Source organism: Ciceribacter sp. RN22 (assembly GCF_024054295.1).
GTDB lineage: Bacteria > Pseudomonadota > Alphaproteobacteria > Rhizobiales > Rhizobiaceae > Allorhizobium > Allorhizobium lividum.
Genome location: NZ_JAMXLD010000002.1, coordinates 468,654 through 489,612, shown reverse-complemented (window position 1 = coordinate 489,612; position 20,959 = coordinate 468,654). Strand labels below are relative to the sequence as shown.

Below are 20,959 nucleotides of genomic sequence, written 5' to 3'. Positions count from 1 at the left end.
CCATTGCGGTGCCGAAGCGGCGTATCCACGCGCACCTTAGGCCTTTCAGAGTAGGAACCGGCCGTTCCGACTTCAGGTCGTCTCGGAACTGCTCCCGACTTTCGAGAGGATTTCGTCCGACAGGGCGGTGATGAGCGCCTGGTCGGCTCCGTTGCGCGGAACCAGGACGAATTCCACGTCCTCGAGCGGTGGCAGAATATCCTGGGGGATTTCTTTCAGCCCGGCGGGCGCCATGCTGCGAGGCTGCACCAGGACGCCCATGCCCGCGCGCGCTGCAGCCGTCAGTCCGCTGAGGCTGCCGCATGTGCAGACGATGCGCCAGGGAATCCGGCTTGCATCCAGGGCTTCGAGAGCGAGCTTGCGGGTAATGCTTGGTGGCGGGAACGCGATCAACGGCAAAGGAGCCGACTGAGCCGTCAGTTGCAGCGGATCGCGCGCCAGCCAGATCAGCGGCTCGCGATAGACGAGACGACCGCGCTGGTCGCCAAGGCGTCGTTTGGCGAAGACGAGGTCGATCTCTCCCAGATCCTGCATCTCGTAAAGCGCTCCACTCAATGCCACGGTCAATTGCAGATCCACGGAGGGATACGCGCGGGTGAAATCTTCGAGGACCGCCGTCAGGCGGCTGGTTGCGAAGTCTTCGGAGACGCCAAGTCGCAATTGCCCGCGCAGCTTGTTCGCTGCAAACAGGTCGAAAACCTGAGCGTCGATTGCGAGCATTGCGCGGGCGTGGCCGGCCAGGACTTCGCCATCGGGTGTCAAGCCGAGGCGATGGGTGTCGCGAAAGATGAGACGGCGATCAAGCGCGGCCTCCAGCTTCTGGATATGCTGGCTGACCGTTGACTGCCCAAGCCCGAGATTTTCCGCGGCGCGGGTGAAACTGCCTGTCTGCTGGATCGCGAGGAAACTGCGCAACTGGACGAGGTCGAGCATCTGATATCTCGTTTCGCGATGAGTGTTATTTGTTGCATCTTGTATCACAATAATGGAGTGAGCGAAACGACGTCCACCGGAATGAGAAGATGCGCCGTTTCCTCCCCGATACCTTCACAATGCTGCTCTTGGCGGCAGTGCTCCTGGCCTCGGTCCTGCCGGTCACCGGCGGGGCGCAGGTGTGGATGGCGCTTGCGACGAAGCTCGCCATCGCTCTGCTGTTCTTTCTGCACGGCGCGCGCCTCGCGCGCGACGTGGTGATCGCCGGCCTGCTGCACTGGAGGCTGCACGGCGTGATCCTGTTTGTAACCTTCGCCATCTTTCCACTTCTCGGGCTCGCCGCCGGCCTCGTGCTGCCGTCATCGCTTCCCGCGGCGCTCTATACCGGTCTCCTGTTTCTCTGCGTCTTGCCTTCGACGGTGCAGTCATCGATCGCATTTACGTCGATGGCCGGTGGCAACGTGCCGGCCGCCATCTGCGCTGCGTCCGCCTCGAATATCCTTGGCATGTTCCTGACGCCGCTTCTCGTCGGCTTGCTGCTTTCGGCGTCAGGCGGGGGTGGATTTTCGATGACGGCGCTCGAGCAGATCCTGCTGCAGTTGCTGGCGCCCTTCATTCTCGGGCAGATCCTCCAACCGTGGATCGGCGACTGGATCCGCGCCCGCAAGAAGCTGCTGGCGCCGATTGATCGCGGTTCGATCCTGATGGTGGTCTATCTCGCCTTCAGCTCCGCTGTCGTCGAGGGCCTGTGGCGGACGCTTTCGCTTCAAGATCTCGGCATTGTCGCTCTTGTCGACGTCGTCCTTCTCGCAACGGTGCTTGCCGTCACCATGTTCGGCAGCCGTTTCCTCGGGTTTTCCAGGGAGGACGAAATCACCATCACCTTCTGCGGCTCGAAAAAGAGTCTCGCCAGTGGCGTTCCGATGGCCGGTGCGATCTTCGCCGGCCAGAGCGTCGGCGCCGTCGTCCTGCCCCTGATGCTGTTTCACCAGATCCAGTTGATGGTGTGTGCACTGATTGCCCAGCGCTACGCGCGAAATGCCTGACGGACCACGATTGCGCAGACAATTCGGATCGGCGGCATTCGACACGGCGCGCTGCCTGACAGCGGGCAGAAGGCGCCCAAAAAAGAGGCGAAAGATCAAGCGGGCAGGCAGCCCATCGCCCCTCCTACGGTCAATGGAGTGCAGATGGCCGAAAAAAGTGCCGCAAATCGGGCTGGCACGTCTCTTGCTTCATTCGGGTTAGAGTTGGCCGCTAGGGTTCCGGTGCTTTTTCGAGCACGCTGGTCCGAGAGCAGCCACCGACAGGAGAGACAGCCTGTCGGGTGCACGGCGGGACAAAAGCCCGGGAGACCTCGTTAGCCAAGGGATTGGCGGCGTTGGTCTTTGCCGATCCCTTTTTGAAAATGCAAAAAGGGGAATACCAATGCAGACTTTGAAAAAGCTTCTTTCCATCTCCGCTCTCTCCGTGTCGCTCGCAGTCGCCGCAACCGGCATTGCGCATGCGGAAGCGAAAAAGGAATTCAAGGTCGCCTGGTCGATCTATGTGGGCTGGATGCCCTGGGGCTATGCGGCCGACCATGGCATCGTCAAGAAATGGGCGGACAAATACGGGATCAGCATCGAGGTCACTCAGTTCAACGACTACGTGGAGTCGATGAACCAGTACACGGCAGGCGCCTTCGATGCCGTGACGCTGACCAATATGGACGGGCTTTCGATCCCGGCCGCCGGTGGTGTGGATACGACGGCGGTCATCGTCGGTGATTTCTCCAACGGCAATGATGCGGTGATCCTGAAGGACAAGGACAAGCTTGCCGACATCAAGGGGCAGAACGTCAACCTGGTCGAGTTTTCCGTCTCGCATTACCTGCTCGCCCGCGCGCTCGAAAGCATGGGGTCCACCGAGCGTGATGTGAAGGTGGTCAACACGTCCGATGCGGACATGGTCGCCGCCTACAAGACACCGGACGTGACAGCGGTCGTCACCTGGAACCCGCTCGTCTCCGCGATCCAGGAAGACAAGTCGGCCAGGAAGGTGTTCGACAGCTCACAGATTCCCGGCGAAATCATCGACCTGATGGTGGCCAATACGGAGGTCCTGAAAGACAATCCGGATTTCGGCAAGGCGCTCGCCGGCATCTGGTATGACACCATGGCCGTGATGACTGCCGACAGCGACGAAGGCAGGGCCGCGCGCACTGCGATGGGCGCGGCGTCGGGCACGGATCTGGCAGGGTTCGAAGCGCAGATGGCGGCCACCAAGCTGTTCGACAAGCCGGCGGATGCCGTTGGCTTCACGGGCTCCGCGGATCTCCCGAAAACCATGGATCACGTTCGCAACTTCCTGTTCGAGAAGGGCCTGCTCGGCAGTGGCGCATCGTCGGCCGACGTCATCGGTATTGAAATGCCTGACGGTTCCGTGCTGGGCGACAAAGACAATGTGAAACTGCGCTTCACTTCCACATACATGGAGGCCGTCGCCAAGGGCACGCTTTGATCGCCTATCGAACCTGAACGGCCGGGCAGCCCGCTGCCCGGCACATCCCCGGGGATTTCGACGGAGCAGATGATGCGCTGGATCAATACGCGCCCGAGCAAAGGCGCCCGGCTCGCCCTTTCGCTTGCGCCCTTCACGGTCGTTCTGATCGCCTATCTGATCGGTTCGGCTGTGCGATTGGCCGAAAATGCGAACGACAGGCTGTTGCCGAGTTTTGCGGGCTTTGCCGACGCCATCAATCGCATGGCTTTCGTGCCCGATGTACGTAGCGGCGACTACCTGCTCTGGACAGACACAGCCGCAAGCCTCACCCGGCTTTACTCGGGCATCGGCGTCGCCACCCTGATCGCACTGGCGATCGGCATGCTGATCGGTATGCTGCCCTATATGCGGGCGCTGCTGGCGCCGTTCGTTTCTGCCATCTCCATGGTGCCGCCGCTCGCACTCTTGCCGATCCTCTTCATCATCCTGGGTCTCGGAGAGACCTCGAAGATCGCCCTGATCGCCATCGGCGTTACGCCGATCATGATCCGCGACCTGGCGCTGACGGCGACGGCGTTGCCGCGCGAACAGATCATCAAGGCCGAGACGCTCGGGGGCTCGTCGTGGCAGATCGCCTTGCGCGTGGTTCTGCCACAGATCCTGCCGCGGCTCATCGACACGTTGCGCCTGCAGATCGGTCCGGCCTGGCTCTTCCTCATCGCCGCCGAAGCGATCTCGTCGGAGGCCGGCCTCGGATACCGCATCTTCCTCGTGCGCCGCTATCTCGCCATGGATGTGATCTTTCCCTATGTCGCCTGGATCACACTTCTCGCCGTCGGCACGGACTTTCTGCTCGACCGGCTGCGCGTCACCGTCTTCCCCTGGTCCGAACTGGAGAAGAACGCATGAGCGCGCTCACCATCGACAAGGTCTGGAAGGAATACGGAGACCAGATCGTCCTGGAAGACATCTCGATCGAGATCGAATCCCGCGCCTTCGTCGCACTTGTCGGCCCCTCCGGCTGCGGCAAGACCACCTTCCTTCGCATGCTGCTCGGTCAGGAGCCGCCGACGCGTGGCACCATTCTGATCGACGGCAAGCCACTGTCGGCCGAACCCGGGCCGGATCGCGGCGTCGTCTTCCAACGCTATTCCGTCTTCCCGCATCTCACCGTGCTCGGCAATGTGCTGATAGGCAAGGAAATGACCACCGCCCGCTATAGCGCGCGGCTGTTCGGGACAGCGCGCAAGGCCGCCATCGAAGAAGCCCGCGCGATGATCGCGGAAGTCGGCCTCACCCATGCCGAGGACAAATATCCCGCCCAGCTTTCCGGCGGCATGCAGCAGCGCCTGGCGCTCGCGCAGGCACTGGTGATGAAGCCGAAGGTCCTGCTTCTCGACGAACCCTTCGGTGCGCTCGATCCCGGCATCCGCGCCGAGATCCATACGCTGATGAAACGGCTCTGGCACGAGAACCCGATGACGGTGGTGATGGTGACCCATGACATGCGCGAGGCCTTCACGCTCGCCACGCGGGTCGTCGCCTTCGAGCGCAGGCGGGACCGGCCCGAGGAAAAGCTTCGATACGGTGCAACGATAACGCGCGACCTGCCGATCTGGCCGCCTCGTCAGGCGGGCCGGCCTTCACTCATTCGACCAGACCGGGACGGCCCGGTCGCGAGCGGTCATTAGTCGGGACGACCCGGCTCATCGGATGCAAGGAGAAGAACTCATGCATATCAGACGTTCTCCCGAAGAAATCGCCGCCAACCGTGCGCGCTATGAGGAACACCAGAAGAAGGGGCTCGACTTCGCACCAAAGGCCCTGCCCGACAGGAGCAGCTTACCTGCGCCGACAGTCCCGGCCGAGAGCATCGTTCATCGCGAGGTCATCCCCGGCGGCTGGTACTGGTGGAGCCGGGTCAAGAAGAACGAGACGCTTCGGGTGAGCCTCGACGGCGGCTTCTCGACCGTTGCCATGGTCGCCTGGAACGAGACCGATCCGTCGGAGCGGCTGAACCTGCCCGATACCGTCAAGCTGCAATGGACGACCGGCCTCGGCAAGGGCCGCGTGATCTTCTCCGACATGGGCAAGGTCATGTTCTCGATCACCGAGGATTCGAGCGGCGCGCATGATTGTCTGATGGGCGGCTCGACCGCTGCTTCGAACGCGGAAAGATACGGTGAGGCGAAGACCCGCAACACGCGCGACAATTTCGTGATCGTTGCCACCAAGCTCGGTCTCGACAAGCGCGACATTCCGGCCGCCCTGTCACTTTTCGCCCCCGTGCGGGTGGATGCCGAAGGCCGGTTCGCCTGGAAGCCGGAGCTCCTGAACGGCGCCGACTATGTCGAACTGCGTGCCGAGATGGATATGCTCGTCGGCTTCTCCAATTGCCCGCATCCCCTCGATCCGAAACCGGAATGGGCGCCCGTCCCGGTAACCGTCACCCGCGTCGCCGCCGTCACGCCGGCGGCCGACGACCTTTGCCGGACCGCGACCGCCGAAGCCGTACGCGGTTTCGAAAACAACGCACGCGCCGAAGCCTAAGGGAGAGATGACCATGACGAATTTCATTGCGACCTCTGTCAACCGCACCGTCGAGAATGCCGTCCAGGACCATTTCATCCCGGCCGAAGCCCCTTTCTCCACCGTCGTGAAGAAAGGGCAGATCCTGCGCATCGAGGATAGCTACGGCCAGCAGGCTGTCGACACCCTGTTCTACAATGCCGCGGATTTTTCCGAGCGCTATTCCAGCCAGGATACGATGCGCATGCAAGGTGCGGCCTATATCTCGACCGGCACGAAGATCATGTCGAACGAGGGCCGGCTGATGGCGACCATGACCGCCGACAGTTGCGGACGGCATGACACTTCGGCCGGGGCCTGCTCATGCGAGAGCAATACCGTGCGCTTCGGGCATGGCACCAAATATCTGCATGCCTGCCGCGACAACTTCGTCCTCGAGGTTTCCAGACACGGCATGAGCAAGCGGGATGTCGCCCCCAACATCAACTTCTTCATGAACGTGCCCATCGAACCCGATGGCAAGATGACGATCGTCGACGGCATTTCCGCACCGGGCGACTATGTCGAGATGAAGGCCGAGATGGGCGTGTTGCTGGTCATTTCCAACTGCCCGCAGATCAACAATCCCTGTAACGGCTTCGACCCCACGCCGATCCGCGTGCTCGTTTGGGACGGCGAGGCCTGACCATGTTTCAGAAAGTCCTGATTGCCAACCGCGGCGAGATCGCGGTGCGGATCATCCATACACTGAGGAAGCTCGGCATTGCATCGGTCGCGGTCTATTCCGATGCCGACCGCTTCTCCAAGGCCGTCCTGACAGCCGACGAGGCCGTCCGGATCGGACCCTCGCCGGCGTCCGAAAGCTATCTCAATATCGATGCCGTGATCGCCGCCTGCCGGCAAACCGGTGCCGAGGCCGTTCATCCCGGTTATGGCTTCCTCTCGGAGAATATCGGCTTTGCAGAGCGACTGAAGGCGGAAGGGATCGCCTTCATCGGTCCCCGGCCCGACAATATCGAGGCCTTCGGTCTGAAGCACACTGCCCGCGAACTGGCGCGCGAAAGCGGCGTGCCGCTGCTTCCGGGATCCGGCCTCCTGGAAACGAAGGAAGAGGCCCAGACGGCCGCGGACGGGATCGGCTATCCTGTGATGCTGAAATCGACGGCCGGCGGCGGCGGCATCGGCATGCAGCTGTGCGATACGCCGGACGCGCTCGCTGCCGCCTTCGACAGCGTGCAACGTACGGCGAAATCCAGCTTCGGCGATGCGCGGGTCTATCTGGAACGCTTCGTTGCCAAGGCGCGCCACGTCGAGGTGCAGATCTTTGGTGATGGCAAAGGCCGGGTGATCGCGCTCGGCGAGCGGGATTGCTCACTGCAACGGCGGAACCAGAAGGTCATCGAGGAGACACCGGCGCCCGGCCTTCCCGACGCCGTGCGCAAGCGTCTTCATGCCGCTGCCGTCGCCCTGGGGCAGAAGGCGAACTATGAGTCGGCGGGAACGGTGGAGTTCATCTACGATCCGGCCCGTCAGGAATTCTATTTCCTGGAGGTCAACACTCGCCTGCAGGTCGAGCACCCGGTAACGGAGGCCGTCTTCGGCATCGACCTGGTCGAATGGATGATCCGTCACGCCGCGGGCGAGGATGTGCTCACCGGCAAGGAAAACCTCATGCCAAGGGGCGCGGCAATCGAGGTTCGAGTCTATGCCGAGATGCCCCATGCCGATTTTCGCCCAAGCACCGGATTGCTGACCGAGGTCGTATTTCCGGAGAACGTGCGCGTCGACCGCTGGATCGAGACCGGTACCGAGGTCAGCCCCTATTACGACCCGATGCTGGCAAAGATCATCGTATCGGCTGCGGATCGCGGCTCGGCGATAAGCGCCCTTGGCCAAGCGCTGGACAGCAGCTCGATTTCCGGCATCGAGACCAATCTCGATTATCTCAAGGCGATCGCCGCTTCAGACCTGTTCAAGAGCGGAGATGTGGCGACGACGGCACTGAAGGGCTTCGCCTTCTCGCCTCACGTGATCGAGGTCATCACGCCGGGCGCACAGTCGAGCCTGCAGGAACTGCCGGGTCGCCTCGGCCTCTGGCATGTCGGCGTACCCCCGAGCGGGCCAATGGACGACCGATCCTTCCGCCACGCCAACCGGCTTGTCGGCAATGCCGACGAAACCGCAGCGCTGGAGCTCACCGTCTCTGGTCCGGTGCTGAAGTTCTTCGCCGACGCAACGGTGGCGCTTGCCGGTGCGAAAATGCCGATGAAGCTCGACGGTGAGCTGGTAACCCACAACGCCGTAGTCAGAGTGAAGGCCGGACAGACGCTGGCGATCGGCACGATCGACGGTCCCGGCCAGCGCGCCTATCTTGCCGTTGCAGGCGGCCTCGCTGCACCCGTGGTACTCGGTTCCCGCGCAACCTTCGGCCTCGGCCAGTTCGGTGGCAATGCGACCGGCACGCTCCGTGCCGGTCATGTGTTGCGCCTCGCCAGAGAGCCGCAGGTGAACGTAAAGCCGCCAGAAGCACCCGCGCCGCTGTCGCACGAATGGACGGTCGGCGTAGTTTACGGTCCGCATGGCGCGCCCGATTTCTTTGTCGAAGAGGACATCGAAACGCTGTTCTCGACCGAATACGAGGTCCACTTCAACAGCGCCCGCACCGGTGTGCGCCTGATTGGCTCCGCGCCGAAATGGGCCCGTGAGGATGGCGGAGAGGCGGGTCTCCATCCGTCCAACCTGCATGACAATGCCTATGCGATCGGTGCGATCGATTTCACCGGTGACATGCCGATCATCCTCGGTCCCGATGGTCCGAGCCTCGGCGGCTTCGTCTGCCCGGCCGTCATCGTCCGAGACGAGCAGTGGAAGATGGGCCAGTTCAAGCCGGGCGACAAAATCCGGTTCCATGCCGTCGTCCGGCCCGACGATACCATCGCCGGTCCTGTCGTCAAACGCATCGGCGAAGACGCGGGCTCGCCGGTCATTGCGAGCAGCGAGAGTGGCCCGGTGCCGGTGGTCTATCGTCGACAGGGCGACGACAATATTCTGGTCGAATACGGGCCGATGCATCTGTCGATCGGCCTGAGGCTCCGCGCCCATCTGCTGATGCAGGCCTTGCAGGAGGAGAAAGTGCCGGGGCTCATCGACCTGACGCCGGGTATCCGCTCGCTGCAGATCCACTACGACGGCACGTCTCTGTCGCGCACCCGCCTGCTCGGCCTGCTCGCCGAAATCGAGGCCTCGCTCCCCGCCGTCCACGAGGCGAAGGTGCCGAGCCGCACGGTCTACCTGCCGCTCTCGTGGAACGACCCAGACGCCGAACTCGCCATGCGGAAATATCAGGAACTGGTGCGCCCCAACGCGCCATGGTGCCCGTCGAACATCGAGTTCATTCGCCGCATCAACGGCCTTGCCGACGAGCAGGCGGTCAAAGACACGATCTTCAATGCCAGCTATCTGGTCATGGGCCTGGGCGACGTCTATCTCGGTGCGCCGGTGGCAACCCCGCTCGACCCGCGTCACCGGCTGGTGACGACCAAGTACAATCCGGCCCGCACCTGGACGCCCGAAAACGCAGTCGGCATCGGCGGCGCCTACATGTGCATCTACGGCATGGAGGGTCCGGGCGGCTATCAGCTGTTCGGCCGCACCATCCAGGTCTGGAACACCTGGCGGCAGACGGCTTTCTTCTCGAAGGGCAAGCCCTGGCTGCTCGATTTCTTCGACCAGATCCGCTTTTTTCCCGTCAGTCACGAGGAACTGACGGAGGCGCGCGCTGCATTCCCGTATGACGGCTATCCGATCCGCATCGAGGACGGCACCTTTTGCTACGCCGACTACGAAGCGGGCCTTGCCGCCGACGCAGGTTCCATTGCCACTTTCAAGGCGGGTCAGCAGGCTGCTTTCGAAGCCGAGCGTCGGCGCTGGAAAGAGCAGGGACTTGACAGCTTCACCGTCGACGAAGGTCCTGGTCACCATCCGGGCGGAGACATCCCGGAGGGTTGTTTCGGCGTCGAAAGTGCCGTGCCCGGCAATGTCTGGAAAGTGCTGGTCGAACAGGGCCAGTCCGTCGCCGCGGGTGATACGCTCGCAATCATCGAATCCATGAAGATGGAAATCACCATCACCGCCCATGCCAATGGCCGCGTTCGCGAATTGCGCGCCGGTCCCGGCCGGAACATCAAGGCCGGAGACGTGCTGGCCGTACTGGAGGAAATCTGATGCTTCCCGAAATACTCGATCTATCGTCCGTCCGTGCCGCTTATGCGCAGGGTCTCACACCGCTCGAACTCGTCGAGGAAGTGATCGTCCGCTGCGAGCGCGCCGACGATCCGGCGATCTTCATTACGCGCACGCCCGACGACGAATTGCGCAATGCTGCAAGGGAACTGGTAGCGCGCGCGCCGCAGCCGAACAGTCTTCCGCTCTGGGGCATTCCCTTTGCGGTCAAGGACAATATCGACGTCGCCGGCCTACCGACCACGGCCGCCTGTCCCGCCTATGAATACCGTCCGGAAGCAGATGCAACGCTGATCGCCCGGCTGAAGGCTGCCGGCGCGCTCGTCATCGGCAAGACGAATCTGGACCAGTTCGCAACTGGCCTCAACGGTACCCGCTCGCCCTATGGCGCACCCCGCTCGGTCTTCGACAAGGCCTATGTCTCGGGCGGATCGAGTTCCGGCTCGGCCGTTGCGGTGGCATCGGGCCTCGCGACATTCGCATTGGGGACCGATACCGCCGGCTCCGGGCGCGTTCCGGCCAGCTTCAATAACCTCGTCGGAATCAAGCCCACGCCCGGCCTGGTGCCGAACACCGGCGTCATTCCAGCCTGCCGCAGCGTCGATGTCGTGACCGTCTTTGCCGGGACGGTCGGCGATGGTATCGCCGTCCGAAAGGTGATGGAGGGCTATGATGCGGGAGATCCCTTCTCGCGCGAGGCTGAACCGTGCACGCTTCCCGCCTCGGGCCTCCGGATTGGCGTCCTCGACGGTGCGGAACGCGAATTCTACGGCAACAAGGCCTATGAAGCGCTCTACGATGCGGCGATCGAGCGGGCGAAATCCTTGGGCGCCACCATCGTGCCATTCGACTATGCGCCGTTTCATGAAGCTGCCGAACTGCTTTACAACGGCCCCTGGGTGGCAGAACGGCTGGCCGCGGTGAAGGGTTTCATCGCCACGAATGCCGATGATTTCGACCCGACCGTCCGCACCATCATCGAGGGCGCCAGAAGCTACGACGCGGTGGCTGCCTTCGAGGGCAGGTACAAGCTCGAAAGCCTTCGCCAGAAAACGAAGGTCGAGTGGAACAAGGTTGACGTGCTGATGTTGCCGACTTCGCCGACGACCTACACGGTCGAGGACATGCTGGCCGATCCGATCGCGAAGAACGGCCATTTCGGCCGCTACACCAACTTCGTGAACCTGTTCGGCTATGCCGCGATCGCCATTCCCGCCGGCTTCGATGCCGCCGGCCATCTGCCTTTCGGCGTGACGCTGATCGGCCCGGCCTTCGCCGATGAGGCTCTTGCATGGTTCGCCGACCGGATGCACCGCGACGTCGCGGCGGGCATGGGCAAGGACAGGCTCGCCGCACTGCCCGAGGCGAGCCGCGTGGTCGAGCCCGACGATGGCATGATCCCCATCATGGTCGTTGGCGCGCACCTGACCGGCATGCCGCTCAACCACGAACTGACGGGACCGGGCGGAAGGCTCGTCAGGATCTGCCGTACCTCGAAGGACTATCGCCTCTTCGTCCTGCCCGGCACCACACCACCCAAGCCGGGCCTCATCCGCGAACCGGATTACGAGGGGGCGGGCCTCGAAGTGGAAGTGTGGGCGCTGCCGCCGGATGCCTTTGGCCGCTTCGTCGCCAATATTCCGGCCCCGCTCGGCATCGGCAAGGTTACGCTCGACGACGGCTCCTCCGTCTCCGGTTTCCTTTGTGAAGCCTACGCGATCGCCGGCGCACAAGAGATCACCGCGCTTGGCGGCTGGCGGAGCTATATCCGCTCGCTTTCGGTCTGAGTGCCGGGGAGGAGGGGCGACGTTCGTCGTTCCGGGAACTGCAGGCGCCGAGATCAACAGAGTGGTCGCGCCCGTCGAAGGCGAGCACCTCGTGACGAAGTCGAACATCAACGGCTTCGTCCCCAGGGACCTCCTCGCTTCGATACTGCCGTTGTGGGCGCTTCCCGGGCGGTGTTCCGGGATCAGTATCCGAGCGCGATGCCGTCTTTGCGTGATTCCGATGCGCCGGTGAGCGTTCCGTTGTCCCAGTCGATCCGGATAATCTGCGCGCCGCCGATCGGATCCTCGGCCGGCACGATCTCGAAGCCGCGGCGGGTGAGTTCCGCCACCGTTGCCATGGGAACGGTATGCTCCGCCTCGACGCGGGGCGCCTTGCCGCCGACGGGGATCAGGCGCGGCAGATCGATCGCGTCCTGCATGTCCATGCCGTAATCGACCACCTTCGAGACCAGGTGAGCGTGACCCATCGCCTGGTAATAGCCACCCATCACGCCGAAGGACAACTCCGTTCGGCCGTTTCGGGTCACCATGCCCGGGATGATCGTGTGCAGCGGTCGTTTCTCCGGGGCGATCATGTTCGGATGTCCGCGCTCGAGCGAAAAACTCTGACCACGATTGTGCAGGATGACGCCTGATTCAGGGGCGACCAGGCCCGTGCCGAAGCTGTCGAAGATCGAATTGATGAAGCTTACCGCGTTGCGTTCTTCATCGACGATCGAAATGTAGACGGTGTCGCGGTGAAGCGGCATCTCGAAATCCGGGAGCTCCGTCAGGGCCCGGGTCAGGTCGATCATGCCGGCCAGGCGACGCGCGAAGTCCTCCGACAACAGTTCGTCGACCGGCACATCGGCCTTGTCAGGATCGGCGATCCAGGCGTCACGGGCGGCATAGGCGAGACGGGTTGCCTCGATCTCCAGATGCAGCCTATCCGGTGACCCGGGCGCCAGCTGATTGTCGAAGCAGGACAGGATGTTGAGGATGAGCAGGGCGATGATGCCCTGGCCGTTCGGCGGGCATTCATGGATTGTATGGCCGCGGAAGGTCGTCGTCACCGGCGTCACGTATTCGCCCTTCGCCGCGGCGAAGTCCTCGAGCGTGTGCAGGCCGCCATGGGCGTTCAGATGCGCCACCATGTCAGCCGCCACCGGCCCCGTGTAGAAGCCGTCACGGCCCTCGGCCGCGATGCGGCGCAAAGTCGCTGCCAGCTTCGGCTGGCGGTGCATTTCGCCGATGCGCGGCGCGCGACCGCCGGGCAGGAAGATTTCGGCAGCCGCCTTGTCGGCGGCGAGAAGCTTCTCTTCTTGCGCCCAGTCACGGTGGACGCGGGGCGTGATGGCGTAGCCTTCCTCGGCATAACGAATGGCGGGTGCGAGCACCTCGGCCAAGGGCAGACGGCCATGATCGGCATGCAGGCGCGTCCAGGCGTCGATTGCTCCGGGAATGGTGACGGCGGAGGGCGACTGGCGCGGCACTTCCGAGAGCCCACGTTCTTCGAACCATTCGATCGTCAGCGCCTTCGGCGTGCGACCGGAGCCGTTATAGGCGATGACGTCGGCGCCGCCCTTGGGCGCGTAAAGGGCGAAACAATCGCCGCCGATGCCTGTGGAGCCCGGTTCGACCACGCATTGCACGGCACAGGCGGCAATGGCTGCGTCCATGGCGTTTCCACCGGTCTGCAATATGTTGACGGCTGTCAGCGTCGCATAAGGGTGGGAGGTTGCAGCCATGGCCTTGGCCGATACGGCCACCGACCGCGTCGGCTTTTCGAAGTTGCGCATCCTTGTCAGTCTCCTCGTATGCTTTTGTGCCGCAGCCGGTCAGGTGCGGGTTCGGTATGGCGTGAGCCTGATTTCGAGGGCGGACAATGCCCGGACGATCAGGAAATTCAGCAGCAGATAGATCGCGCCCGCGGCGATGAAGACTTCGATCGCACGATAGCTCTGGGAGATCAGCCCTTGGGCGATGCCCGTGACCTCCATCAGGGTGATGATCGAGGCGAGCGAGGTGCCCTTCACCATCAGGATGATCTCGTTGCCGTAAGCGGGTATCGCCTGGCGGAGTGCGATCGGCAGTATGACGAGACGGAGCGTCAGCAGGCGTGACATGCCAAGCGCGGAAGCCGCTTCGCCGAGCCCGCGCGGGACATTGCTGATTGCGCCGCGCAGGATCTCGCTGCCATAGGCGGCCGTGTTGAGCGTCAGCGCCAGGATCGCACACCAGTAGGGCTCACGAAACAGCCACCACAGCCCGACCGTCTGGAGGGCAGGGCGGAACTGGCCGAGCCCGTAGTAGATAAGGAAGATCTGGACGAGCAGGGGCGTGCCGCGGAAGACGGCGACGAAGGTGCGTATCGGCCAGACGATCCGGCGGTGCCCACCCTGCTGGGCAAGGGCGAGGGCGAGTGCGAGGGCGAAGCCGAGCAGAATGGAGGTGCCCGCAAGCTGCAAGGTCAGCGGAACCCCGGACAGTAGCTTCGGGATGATTTCGAGGAAAAAGCCGACGTCGATCATCGAGGCGTGATCCCCCGGGAGGCGCGTGTCTCTCCGAAGCGGAAGACCTGTCCGGTGAGGCCGGCGATCACGAAGTAGAGGCTTGCGGCAGCGAGATAGAAGAGGAAGGGTTCCCGCGTCGAGCCGGCGCCGATCTGGGCCTGCCGCATCAGCTCGACGAGGCCGATGACGGAAATCAGGGCGGAGTCCTTGAGGACCAGCTGCCAGACATTGCTCAGACCCGGTATCGCATGGCGCAACAGTTGCGGGACAATCACCAGCCGCAGCATCTGGATGTTCGAGAGTGCGAGCGCCTTCGCGGCATCGAACTGTCCCCGTTCGACAGCCAGATAGGCCCCGCGATAGACTTCCGCCTGGTAGGCGCCTGAAATGATGCCGATCGCAAGCACGCCGGTTGCAAGCGACGGCAGGCCGACAAATTCGTCGGAGCCGAGGCTGCGGGCGATCGCGGTCAAGGCAACACTGCCGCCGTAGTAGAACAGGTAGATAGTGAGGAGGTCCGGCACACTGCGGAAGACCGTGCCATAGGCTGAGGCGAGGGCTTTCGGCACGCGCCCCGAAGACAGGCGGCCGGCTGCCGCAAAGCCGCCGAAGATTGCTCCGAGCACGAAGCCCAGGACGGACAGGAGCAGTGTCATTGCGGCTGCCGCTAGAAGGGCCACGCCCCAGCCGCCTTCGGCGAAGCCGAGCAGATGCAGTTTTTCAAGCATGCGGGCGAACCTCTCCTTGCATTCCACACAGCCGGAGTCCGCTGAACTCCGGCTGTGTGCGGTCCGCCTTGGTTACTTGACCGGGGTTACGTCGGTGCCGACCCACTTCTCCGAAATGCGCTTGATCGTGCCATCGGCAATCGCGGAGTCGATTGCGGCATTCAGCATATCCTTGAGCTTGGTGTCCTCCTTGCGCAGACCCGCACCCGTACCGAGGCCGAAGACGCCGCCGACGAAGCCCGGACCGGCGATCGTGTAGTCGGCGAATTCAGGCTTTGCCAGCGTCGCGGCGAGCGCGGTCTGCTGCGCGAAGAGCGCATCGATGCGGCCGGCGGCGAGGTCGAGGTCGTGCTGTTCGGTCGTCTTGTATTCGCGGATCTCGACGGTGTCGGCGAAGTACTTCTTCAGGAAGTCGAGGTTCGTGGTGGCGGCCTGCACGCCGACGACCTTGCCCTTGAGCATGGGCTTCAACTTGTCGATGGCCGCAAGAGCCGAGGCCTCGTCTTCGAGCTTGAACTTCTCTGCCGAGACGCCGAGCTTGCCGAGCTCGCTGTCCTTGCCGATGGCGAAGCCCGACGGGTCGACGGCGTAGGGCTGGGTGAAGTCGATCGTTTCCAGGCGCTTCGGCGTGATGAACATGCTCGCCATGATGACGTCGAACTTGCCGACGGTGAGCGAGGGGATGAGGCCGTCCCAGTCCTGGGCGACGATGGTGCACTTGACCTTCATGCGGGCGCAGAGGTCGTTGGCGAGTTCGATCTCGAGACCGTCCAGCTTGCCGTCGGCTGTGGTGAAGTTCCAGGGCGCATAGGCGCCCTCGGTCGCAATCTTGATCTCGGTCGGTGCGTCCTGCGCCAGGGCAACCTGGCCGAATGTCAGTGTCGTAAAGGCAGCCGCCAGCGCGGCCATGCGACGGATCGTCATGACTTTTCCTCTTCGTCTGTTTTGGCCGTTCGTGACGGCGGTTCCCCGTCCTTGCCGGATGTCTCCCCCAGCTTCGGACAAAATGACCGGGCAGCGTTCAGCGCCGCCCGGGACTGGCGTAATCGGCAAGCATCGATGCCGTTTCAATGATGTGGTCCTGCATGACCGCTTCGGCGTGGCGGGCATCGCCGGACCTCAGAGCGTCGATCAGCTTCTGGTGCTCCTCGCGGGCAGACAGGGGTTTGTCGACGTAGTCGAACCAGATGCGCATGTAGGGCTCGATCACCACATGCAGCGCGGCGATCTGCCGGATGAGCTTCGGGCGGCCGCTCAGGCCGTAGATGAAGGCGTGGAATTCCTGGTGGCGCAGGACCCAGTCGCCGCTGCCGGACTGTCCGGCGCGTTCGACGCGGTCGAGCAGCCCCTCCAGTTCCTCGAAAGTCTCTGAATTCATCCGCGGCGTCGCCAGGCGGACGGCGAGGCCCTCGAGCACGGATCGGATTTCGAAGGTCTCATGGATCTCATCCAGCGTCAGGCCGGCAACGACACATCCCCGGTTGGGACGAAGCGTCACCAGGCCATCGGCGGCGAGACGCCGAAAGGCTTCCCGCACGGGCATGCGGCTCATTCCGATTTCGGCGGCAATCTCTTCGGGGATCAGGCGATCGCCTGGCTTGTAGCGACCGAAACGCAGGGCCTGCTGCAGATGGAAGTAGGCCTCCTCTTCGGCCGTGGAGGCGAGATGTGCAGTGGAGGCGGGAGATATCGGCATCTGTGGCCTATTGGATTTTTGTATCCACTCATACAATCATTCAGTTTTGGCGACGTCAAGGGACTTCGATCAGACATGCTGTGGGGCGTTAGCGGGACGGCGAAAGGCTGTTGCCGACGCGTTCGCGAATGAGGCGAGTGAACGCGGTGACCGAGGCGCGATCCGCGAAGGGAGCGGACACCGGAACGAATTCCACATCCTCGATCGGCGGTAGGGTAGAGGGTGGCAATTCGCGCCGTCCGGCCGGGGCGAGGCTTCGCGACTCGACCATGATGCCCAATGCCGGTCCTGGCCGCGGCCGTCAGACCACTGCGGCTCTGGCAGGAGCAGACGATGCGCCACGGATGCCCGGCGCGTTCCAGCTCCTCATGATCTCAGGGCAGTTACCTCGACCTCGACCTTGAATTCAGGTCGGGTGAACCCGCTCACGATCAAGAGCGTGGAGACCGGCCGGGGTTCTCGCGTATATCGGTCGCGCACGGCCATATAGGGAGCGAAATCTTCCCGCCGGGTCACGAAGCCCGCGATGCGGACGACATCGGCGAAGCTCATTTCGGCCTCTTCGAGGATTGCCGCAATGGCCTCGAAGCAGATCACCGCCTGATCCTCTATGCTGTCGGGAATGGTTTCGTCGGGCCGGATGCCCAGCTGGCCGGATGTGACGAGCAACTCGCCTCGAGCGGGCATGATGAGCCCGTGATTATAATGTCCGAAGGGTTTTCGCACAGTGAGGGGGTTGAGAGAGCGTTTCATAGGCGGCTGCCTCAGAATGTGGAGAATTCCCGCTTGACCTTGTCGAGAAAGCGTTTGCGGGTCTCTTCGGTGGCGCGGTTCATGTCGTAATGGGCAAGGAAGCGCACCTTGGCGAGCGGAGCGATCTGCGCCCGGATCACGCGCTTGACGATCTTCTTGGGCGGATTGCCGGCCACAAAGGCCCGGAAAGGATCGGCCCCATAGGTCAGGACGGCGCCGAGCTTCTTGATATGGCGCAGCGTCGACTGCACCTTGCCGTCGACCAGATCGAAGGTGACGCCGGGCAGCCAGACGCGATCGAAATAGCCCTTGAGCATCGCCGGAAAGCCGAAGTTCCAGACCGGCGTGCAGATGACAAGCGCTTCAGCCTTCTTCAACCGTTCGACATGGCCGGACACCAGCGCCGTGTTGTCGGGATAGGTGTGATAGATCATGCGATCGTGGCGCGACAGCACGGGGTCGAAGCCTTCGGCATAGAGATCGCAGTCATCGACCTCATGGCCAGCGGCCTTCAGGCTCTCAACCGTCTGGGCGTGCAGCGCGGCACCATAGCTGTCTTCGACCGGGTGCGAATAAAGGACGAGAACGCGCATTCACGCCTCCATGAAGGCCGCGAGACCCTGAAAGAGATAGTTCTTGCCCGCCTTGAAGTCGAAATCCGGATTGTCCCACGCGATCATCTTGCCGGGGTTGAGCAGGCCCTTCGGATCGGTCTCCCTCTTGAAGGCGAGCTGCACGACGTCTGTCTGCTTCATCCCGCCCTCTTCCAGCGTGTAGCGATGCGGATTGAAGATCGGGCATCCCAGATCCTCGTGAATGCGGATGATTTCCTCGAGGCGCTCGGCCGTCGTGTAGCGCACCATGGGCAGGCCCGAGCACTGGATTGACCCGTCAAAGCGCATGAATTCCAGGTGGCCGATCAACTCGCCGGGGAAGGTCTCAACGGTCTTGCGAACCTTTTCCACATGGTCCGGAGCGGGATACTGCACTTGAAGATAGGTGATGCTCGGGTCGATCTTGAGAGCCCGCAGCGTGGTGTGGTTCCAGGCCAGCTCATAGGCATGCGGGATGCCTTTCATGCTCTCCACCTTGTCGGAGCGGAAGCGGATATCGCCCTTGTAGCGCGAGACCAGCGCCTCGAATGGCCCCATGGAATGGGGCGCGACCATGATCACGACGACAGACTGACCTTCCTTCAGGTAGGGCTTGTGCCGTGTGAAATATTCGAACGGCGCAGGCGCTGCGATGGGCGCGATTTCCTTGACCAGCAGCCCATTGGAATGCGCCAGCGTATCGGCAAAGCGAACCGCATCCATGAAGTCGTCATAGCCGACCAGCACGTCGACCCAGTCATAGGCTGGCGCGAGCGGCATCTCGACTTCGGTGATGATGCCATTCGTTCCGTAGGCATGGCTGACCTTCTGCAGGTCCCAGCCGGTCAGGTCGAGAATGCGCGGCTCGGCCTCCATGGTGATCACGCGCAGGCGCAGGATATTGCCGAGATCGCGCAAGCCCCCCCAGGTGATCGAGCCGACGCCGCCCGAGCCGCCGGCGATGAAGCCGCCGATGGTCGCGGTCTGCGCCGTCGAGGGATGGAAGCGCAGCTCCTGCCCGGAATGCGCCTTCGTCTGCTTATCAAGCTCGGAAATGATCACACCCGTTTCAGCGATGACGCGCCCGGGCAGGATTTGTTTAACCTTGTTCATGTTCGCCATGTTCAGGATGATGCCGCCGGAAAGGGGCATGGCCTGCCCGTAGTTTCCCGTACCGCCGCCGCGCGGAGTGATTGGCGCACCATGCGCGTAGGCGACCTTCAGAGTGCGAATGACCTCCTCTTCCGTCACCGGAGACACGACAAGATCCGCTGTCACGTTGTCGAGCTGGCTCTTCAGGATCGGGGAGTACCAGTAGAAGTCCCGGCTCTTCTGCTTGACGAGAGCCGGATGATCCTCGACCGCTATCCCTTCCAGGTCTTTCTTGATCTGTGCGTAATCCACCATGTTCATGCTCCGTGAAGGGTGTCGAGTTCGGCGTAGTCGGGAATGGCGTGCTCGATGATGCGACCGCTCCGGATGACGGTTCGGTCAGATTGGGGGCGCGACAGGAATTCGCTCCAGCGTCTGGCTTTGAAGACAACAAGATCGGCGGCGGCTCCGACCGCAATGCGGCTCTTGTCCTTCCGGCCGAGGATGTCAGCGGGGGTCGCGGTCACGATCGAGGCCGCATCGGTCAGCGGATGGTCAAGATGGAGGAACCGCACCGCCTCGCGGAAGACTTCCACCGAATCCAGATCGCCATAGGCATAGAACGGATCGCGCGTATTGTCGGAGGACACGGCCGTGCGGACGCCGGCGGCGCGCAACTCGTTGAAGAGCGTAACGCCGCGCCAACGAGGCGTCAGGCCGGCATGCCTGTCTTGCAGATACATGTTGCACATGGGTAACGAAACGACGGCGAGATTGGCTTCGGCGACCAGATCCACCGTTCGTTTTGCCGTTTCCTCGTCCTGCCGAGCCAACGAGCAGCAATGGCCGACGGTAACCGTTCCTTGAAAACCATTCCGGATTACGGCTTTCGCAATCGAGGCCAGGGTCAGGACTTCGCGGTCAGCGGTTTCGTCGACATGGAGATCGACATCCACGCCAATGTCGGAGGCCGTCTGCAGAAGCTGGTCGAGTTCTGCGTCAAGGTTCGGCCCCACCTGCGTCAGTCCGCCAAGGATGCCGCCAGTTTCCGTCAGGACGGCCACGAGATCGCGGAAGAACACCTCGTCCGCCATCGCATAAAGTGGAAAGAGAGCTGCCGCCTGAAGGTCGATCCTGCCCTTCCAGCGTTCCCGCATCTCCTGCACGATCGGGAAGGAAATGCGATGCTGGGGATTGAGCGAGTCGATATGTGTGCGGATGAGCGACGTGCCGTGCGCATAAGCGCAGCGGAGGGAGAAATCCATGCGTCTTGCGACGTCCTCGGCAGACCAGTTCGCCTCACGGTCCGCCTGCACAGCGTCCAGTGCTCCGGGAAAGCTGCCGTCGGGGTTGGGATTGCGCTCCCAGATATGACCCTTGTCGAGATGGGTATGCATATCTGTGAAACAGGGCCAGACCATACGCCCGCCGAGTTCGACCGCAGGAAGTTCGGAATTCGCCGCGCCGGCAGGCAGAATCTCCGCAATCACACCCTCCCGGATTACGAGGTCGGCGCTGGCGAGCCCTTCCTTCGGTGCCGGCAGCCTTGCGCTCGTCGCCGCCTGCGGCACGGTCGCGCCTTTCAGCACGTAGACTGGCGATCCGGGTAGTTCCACGCTTGACGTCACGT

Annotated in this window: 17 protein-coding genes, 1 pseudogene and 1 riboswitch; of the genes and pseudogenes, 8 read left to right on the top strand and 10 right to left on the bottom strand. The window is 62.9% G+C overall.

Annotation, left to right across the window (positions count from 1 at the left end; all coding sequences use genetic code 11):
• Positions 1-72: 72 nt before the first annotated feature.
• Entirely contained in the window at positions 73-933 is an 861-nt protein-coding gene (locus tag NHF53_RS17325) for a LysR family transcriptional regulator (protein ID WP_252835349.1), read from the bottom strand.
• An 89-nt stretch (positions 934-1,022) separates the two neighbouring features.
• On the opposite strand from NHF53_RS17325, the gene NHF53_RS17320 reads away from it, so the two are divergent.
• From NHF53_RS17320 to atzF, 8 genes and pseudogenes are all read left to right on the top strand, one after another.
• Positions 1,023-1,979: a bile acid:sodium symporter family protein gene (locus tag NHF53_RS17320; RefSeq protein ID WP_252835348.1), complete on the top strand. Its 957-nt coding sequence runs from the start codon at positions 1,023-1,025 to the stop codon at positions 1,977-1,979.
• A gap of 200 nt (positions 1,980-2,179) precedes the next feature.
• Positions 2,180-2,289: riboswitch (guanidine-I (ykkC/yxkD leader) on the top strand.
• Between the two features lie 72 nt (positions 2,290-2,361).
• Entirely contained in the window at positions 2,362-3,435 is a 1,074-nt protein-coding gene (locus NHF53_RS17315) for a putative urea ABC transporter substrate-binding protein (RefSeq protein WP_252835347.1), read from the top strand.
• Positions 3,436-3,507: 72 nt separating this feature from the next.
• Positions 3,508-4,326, top strand: a complete 819-nt coding sequence (locus tag NHF53_RS17310) for an ABC transporter permease (protein WP_252835346.1) — start codon at positions 3,508-3,510, stop codon at positions 4,324-4,326.
• A pseudogene (locus NHF53_RS17305) lies at positions 4,323-5,145 on the top strand (ABC transporter ATP-binding protein); the annotation flags it as partial. The gene NHF53_RS17310 and the pseudogene NHF53_RS17305, both read left to right, overlap by 4 nt.
• 3 nt (positions 5,146-5,148) lie before the next feature.
• Positions 5,149-5,967, top strand: coding sequence for an urea amidolyase associated protein UAAP1 (locus NHF53_RS17300; protein ID WP_252835994.1), 819 nt, complete (start codon positions 5,149-5,151; stop codon positions 5,965-5,967).
• Between the two features lie 13 nt (positions 5,968-5,980).
• Entirely contained in the window at positions 5,981-6,631 is a 651-nt protein-coding gene (locus NHF53_RS17295) for an urea amidolyase associated protein UAAP2 (RefSeq protein WP_252835345.1), read from the top strand.
• 2 nt (positions 6,632-6,633) lie between these two features.
• Positions 6,634-10,170, top strand: coding sequence for an urea carboxylase (gene uca / locus NHF53_RS17290; RefSeq protein ID WP_252835344.1), 3,537 nt, complete (start codon positions 6,634-6,636; stop codon positions 10,168-10,170).
• On the top strand, positions 10,170-11,975 hold the full coding sequence (gene atzF / locus NHF53_RS17285; protein ID WP_252835343.1) for an allophanate hydrolase: 1,806 nt from the start codon (positions 10,170-10,172) through the stop codon (positions 11,973-11,975). Before uca ends, atzF begins: the two co-directional genes overlap by 1 nt.
• 182 nt (positions 11,976-12,157) lie before the next feature.
• Here atzF and ggt read toward each other — a convergent pair whose 3' ends face one another.
• From ggt to NHF53_RS17235, 9 genes are all read right to left on the bottom strand, one after another.
• A complete protein-coding gene (gene ggt / locus NHF53_RS17280; protein ID WP_252835342.1) occupies positions 12,158-13,753 on the bottom strand; it encodes a gamma-glutamyltransferase in 1,596 nt (531 codons plus the stop codon).
• A 39-nt stretch (positions 13,754-13,792) separates the two neighbouring features.
• On the bottom strand, positions 13,793-14,485 hold the full coding sequence (locus tag NHF53_RS17275; protein WP_252835341.1) for an ABC transporter permease: 693 nt from the start codon (positions 14,483-14,485) through the stop codon (positions 13,793-13,795).
• Entirely contained in the window at positions 14,482-15,195 is a 714-nt protein-coding gene (locus NHF53_RS17270) for an ABC transporter permease (RefSeq protein WP_252835340.1), read from the bottom strand. Before NHF53_RS17270 ends, NHF53_RS17275 begins: the two co-directional genes overlap by 4 nt.
• Before the next feature lie 72 nt (positions 15,196-15,267).
• Entirely contained in the window at positions 15,268-16,119 is an 852-nt protein-coding gene (locus NHF53_RS17265; protein ID WP_252835339.1) for a transporter substrate-binding domain-containing protein, read from the bottom strand.
• Positions 16,120-16,216: 97 nt separating this feature from the next.
• Positions 16,217-16,891 (bottom strand): GntR family transcriptional regulator, encoded by a 675-nt coding sequence (locus NHF53_RS17260; protein WP_252835338.1) that lies wholly within the window; start codon positions 16,889-16,891, stop codon positions 16,217-16,219.
• A gap of 366 nt (positions 16,892-17,257) precedes the next feature.
• Complete coding sequence (locus tag NHF53_RS17250; RefSeq protein WP_252835337.1) at positions 17,258-17,644, bottom strand: RidA family protein; 387 nt, start codon at positions 17,642-17,644, stop codon at positions 17,258-17,260.
• Positions 17,645-17,655: 11 nt separating this feature from the next.
• On the bottom strand, positions 17,656-18,237 hold the full coding sequence (locus NHF53_RS17245) for an NAD(P)H-dependent oxidoreductase (RefSeq protein ID WP_252835336.1): 582 nt from the start codon (positions 18,235-18,237) through the stop codon (positions 17,656-17,658).
• On the bottom strand, positions 18,238-19,644 hold the full coding sequence (locus NHF53_RS17240; RefSeq protein ID WP_252835335.1) for an FAD-binding oxidoreductase: 1,407 nt from the start codon (positions 19,642-19,644) through the stop codon (positions 18,238-18,240). It lies immediately after the preceding gene.
• Positions 19,645-19,646: 2 nt separating this feature from the next.
• Complete coding sequence (locus NHF53_RS17235; protein ID WP_308218672.1) at positions 19,647-20,957, bottom strand: cytosine deaminase; 1,311 nt, start codon at positions 20,955-20,957, stop codon at positions 19,647-19,649.
• Between the last annotated feature and the right edge of the window lie 2 nt (positions 20,958-20,959).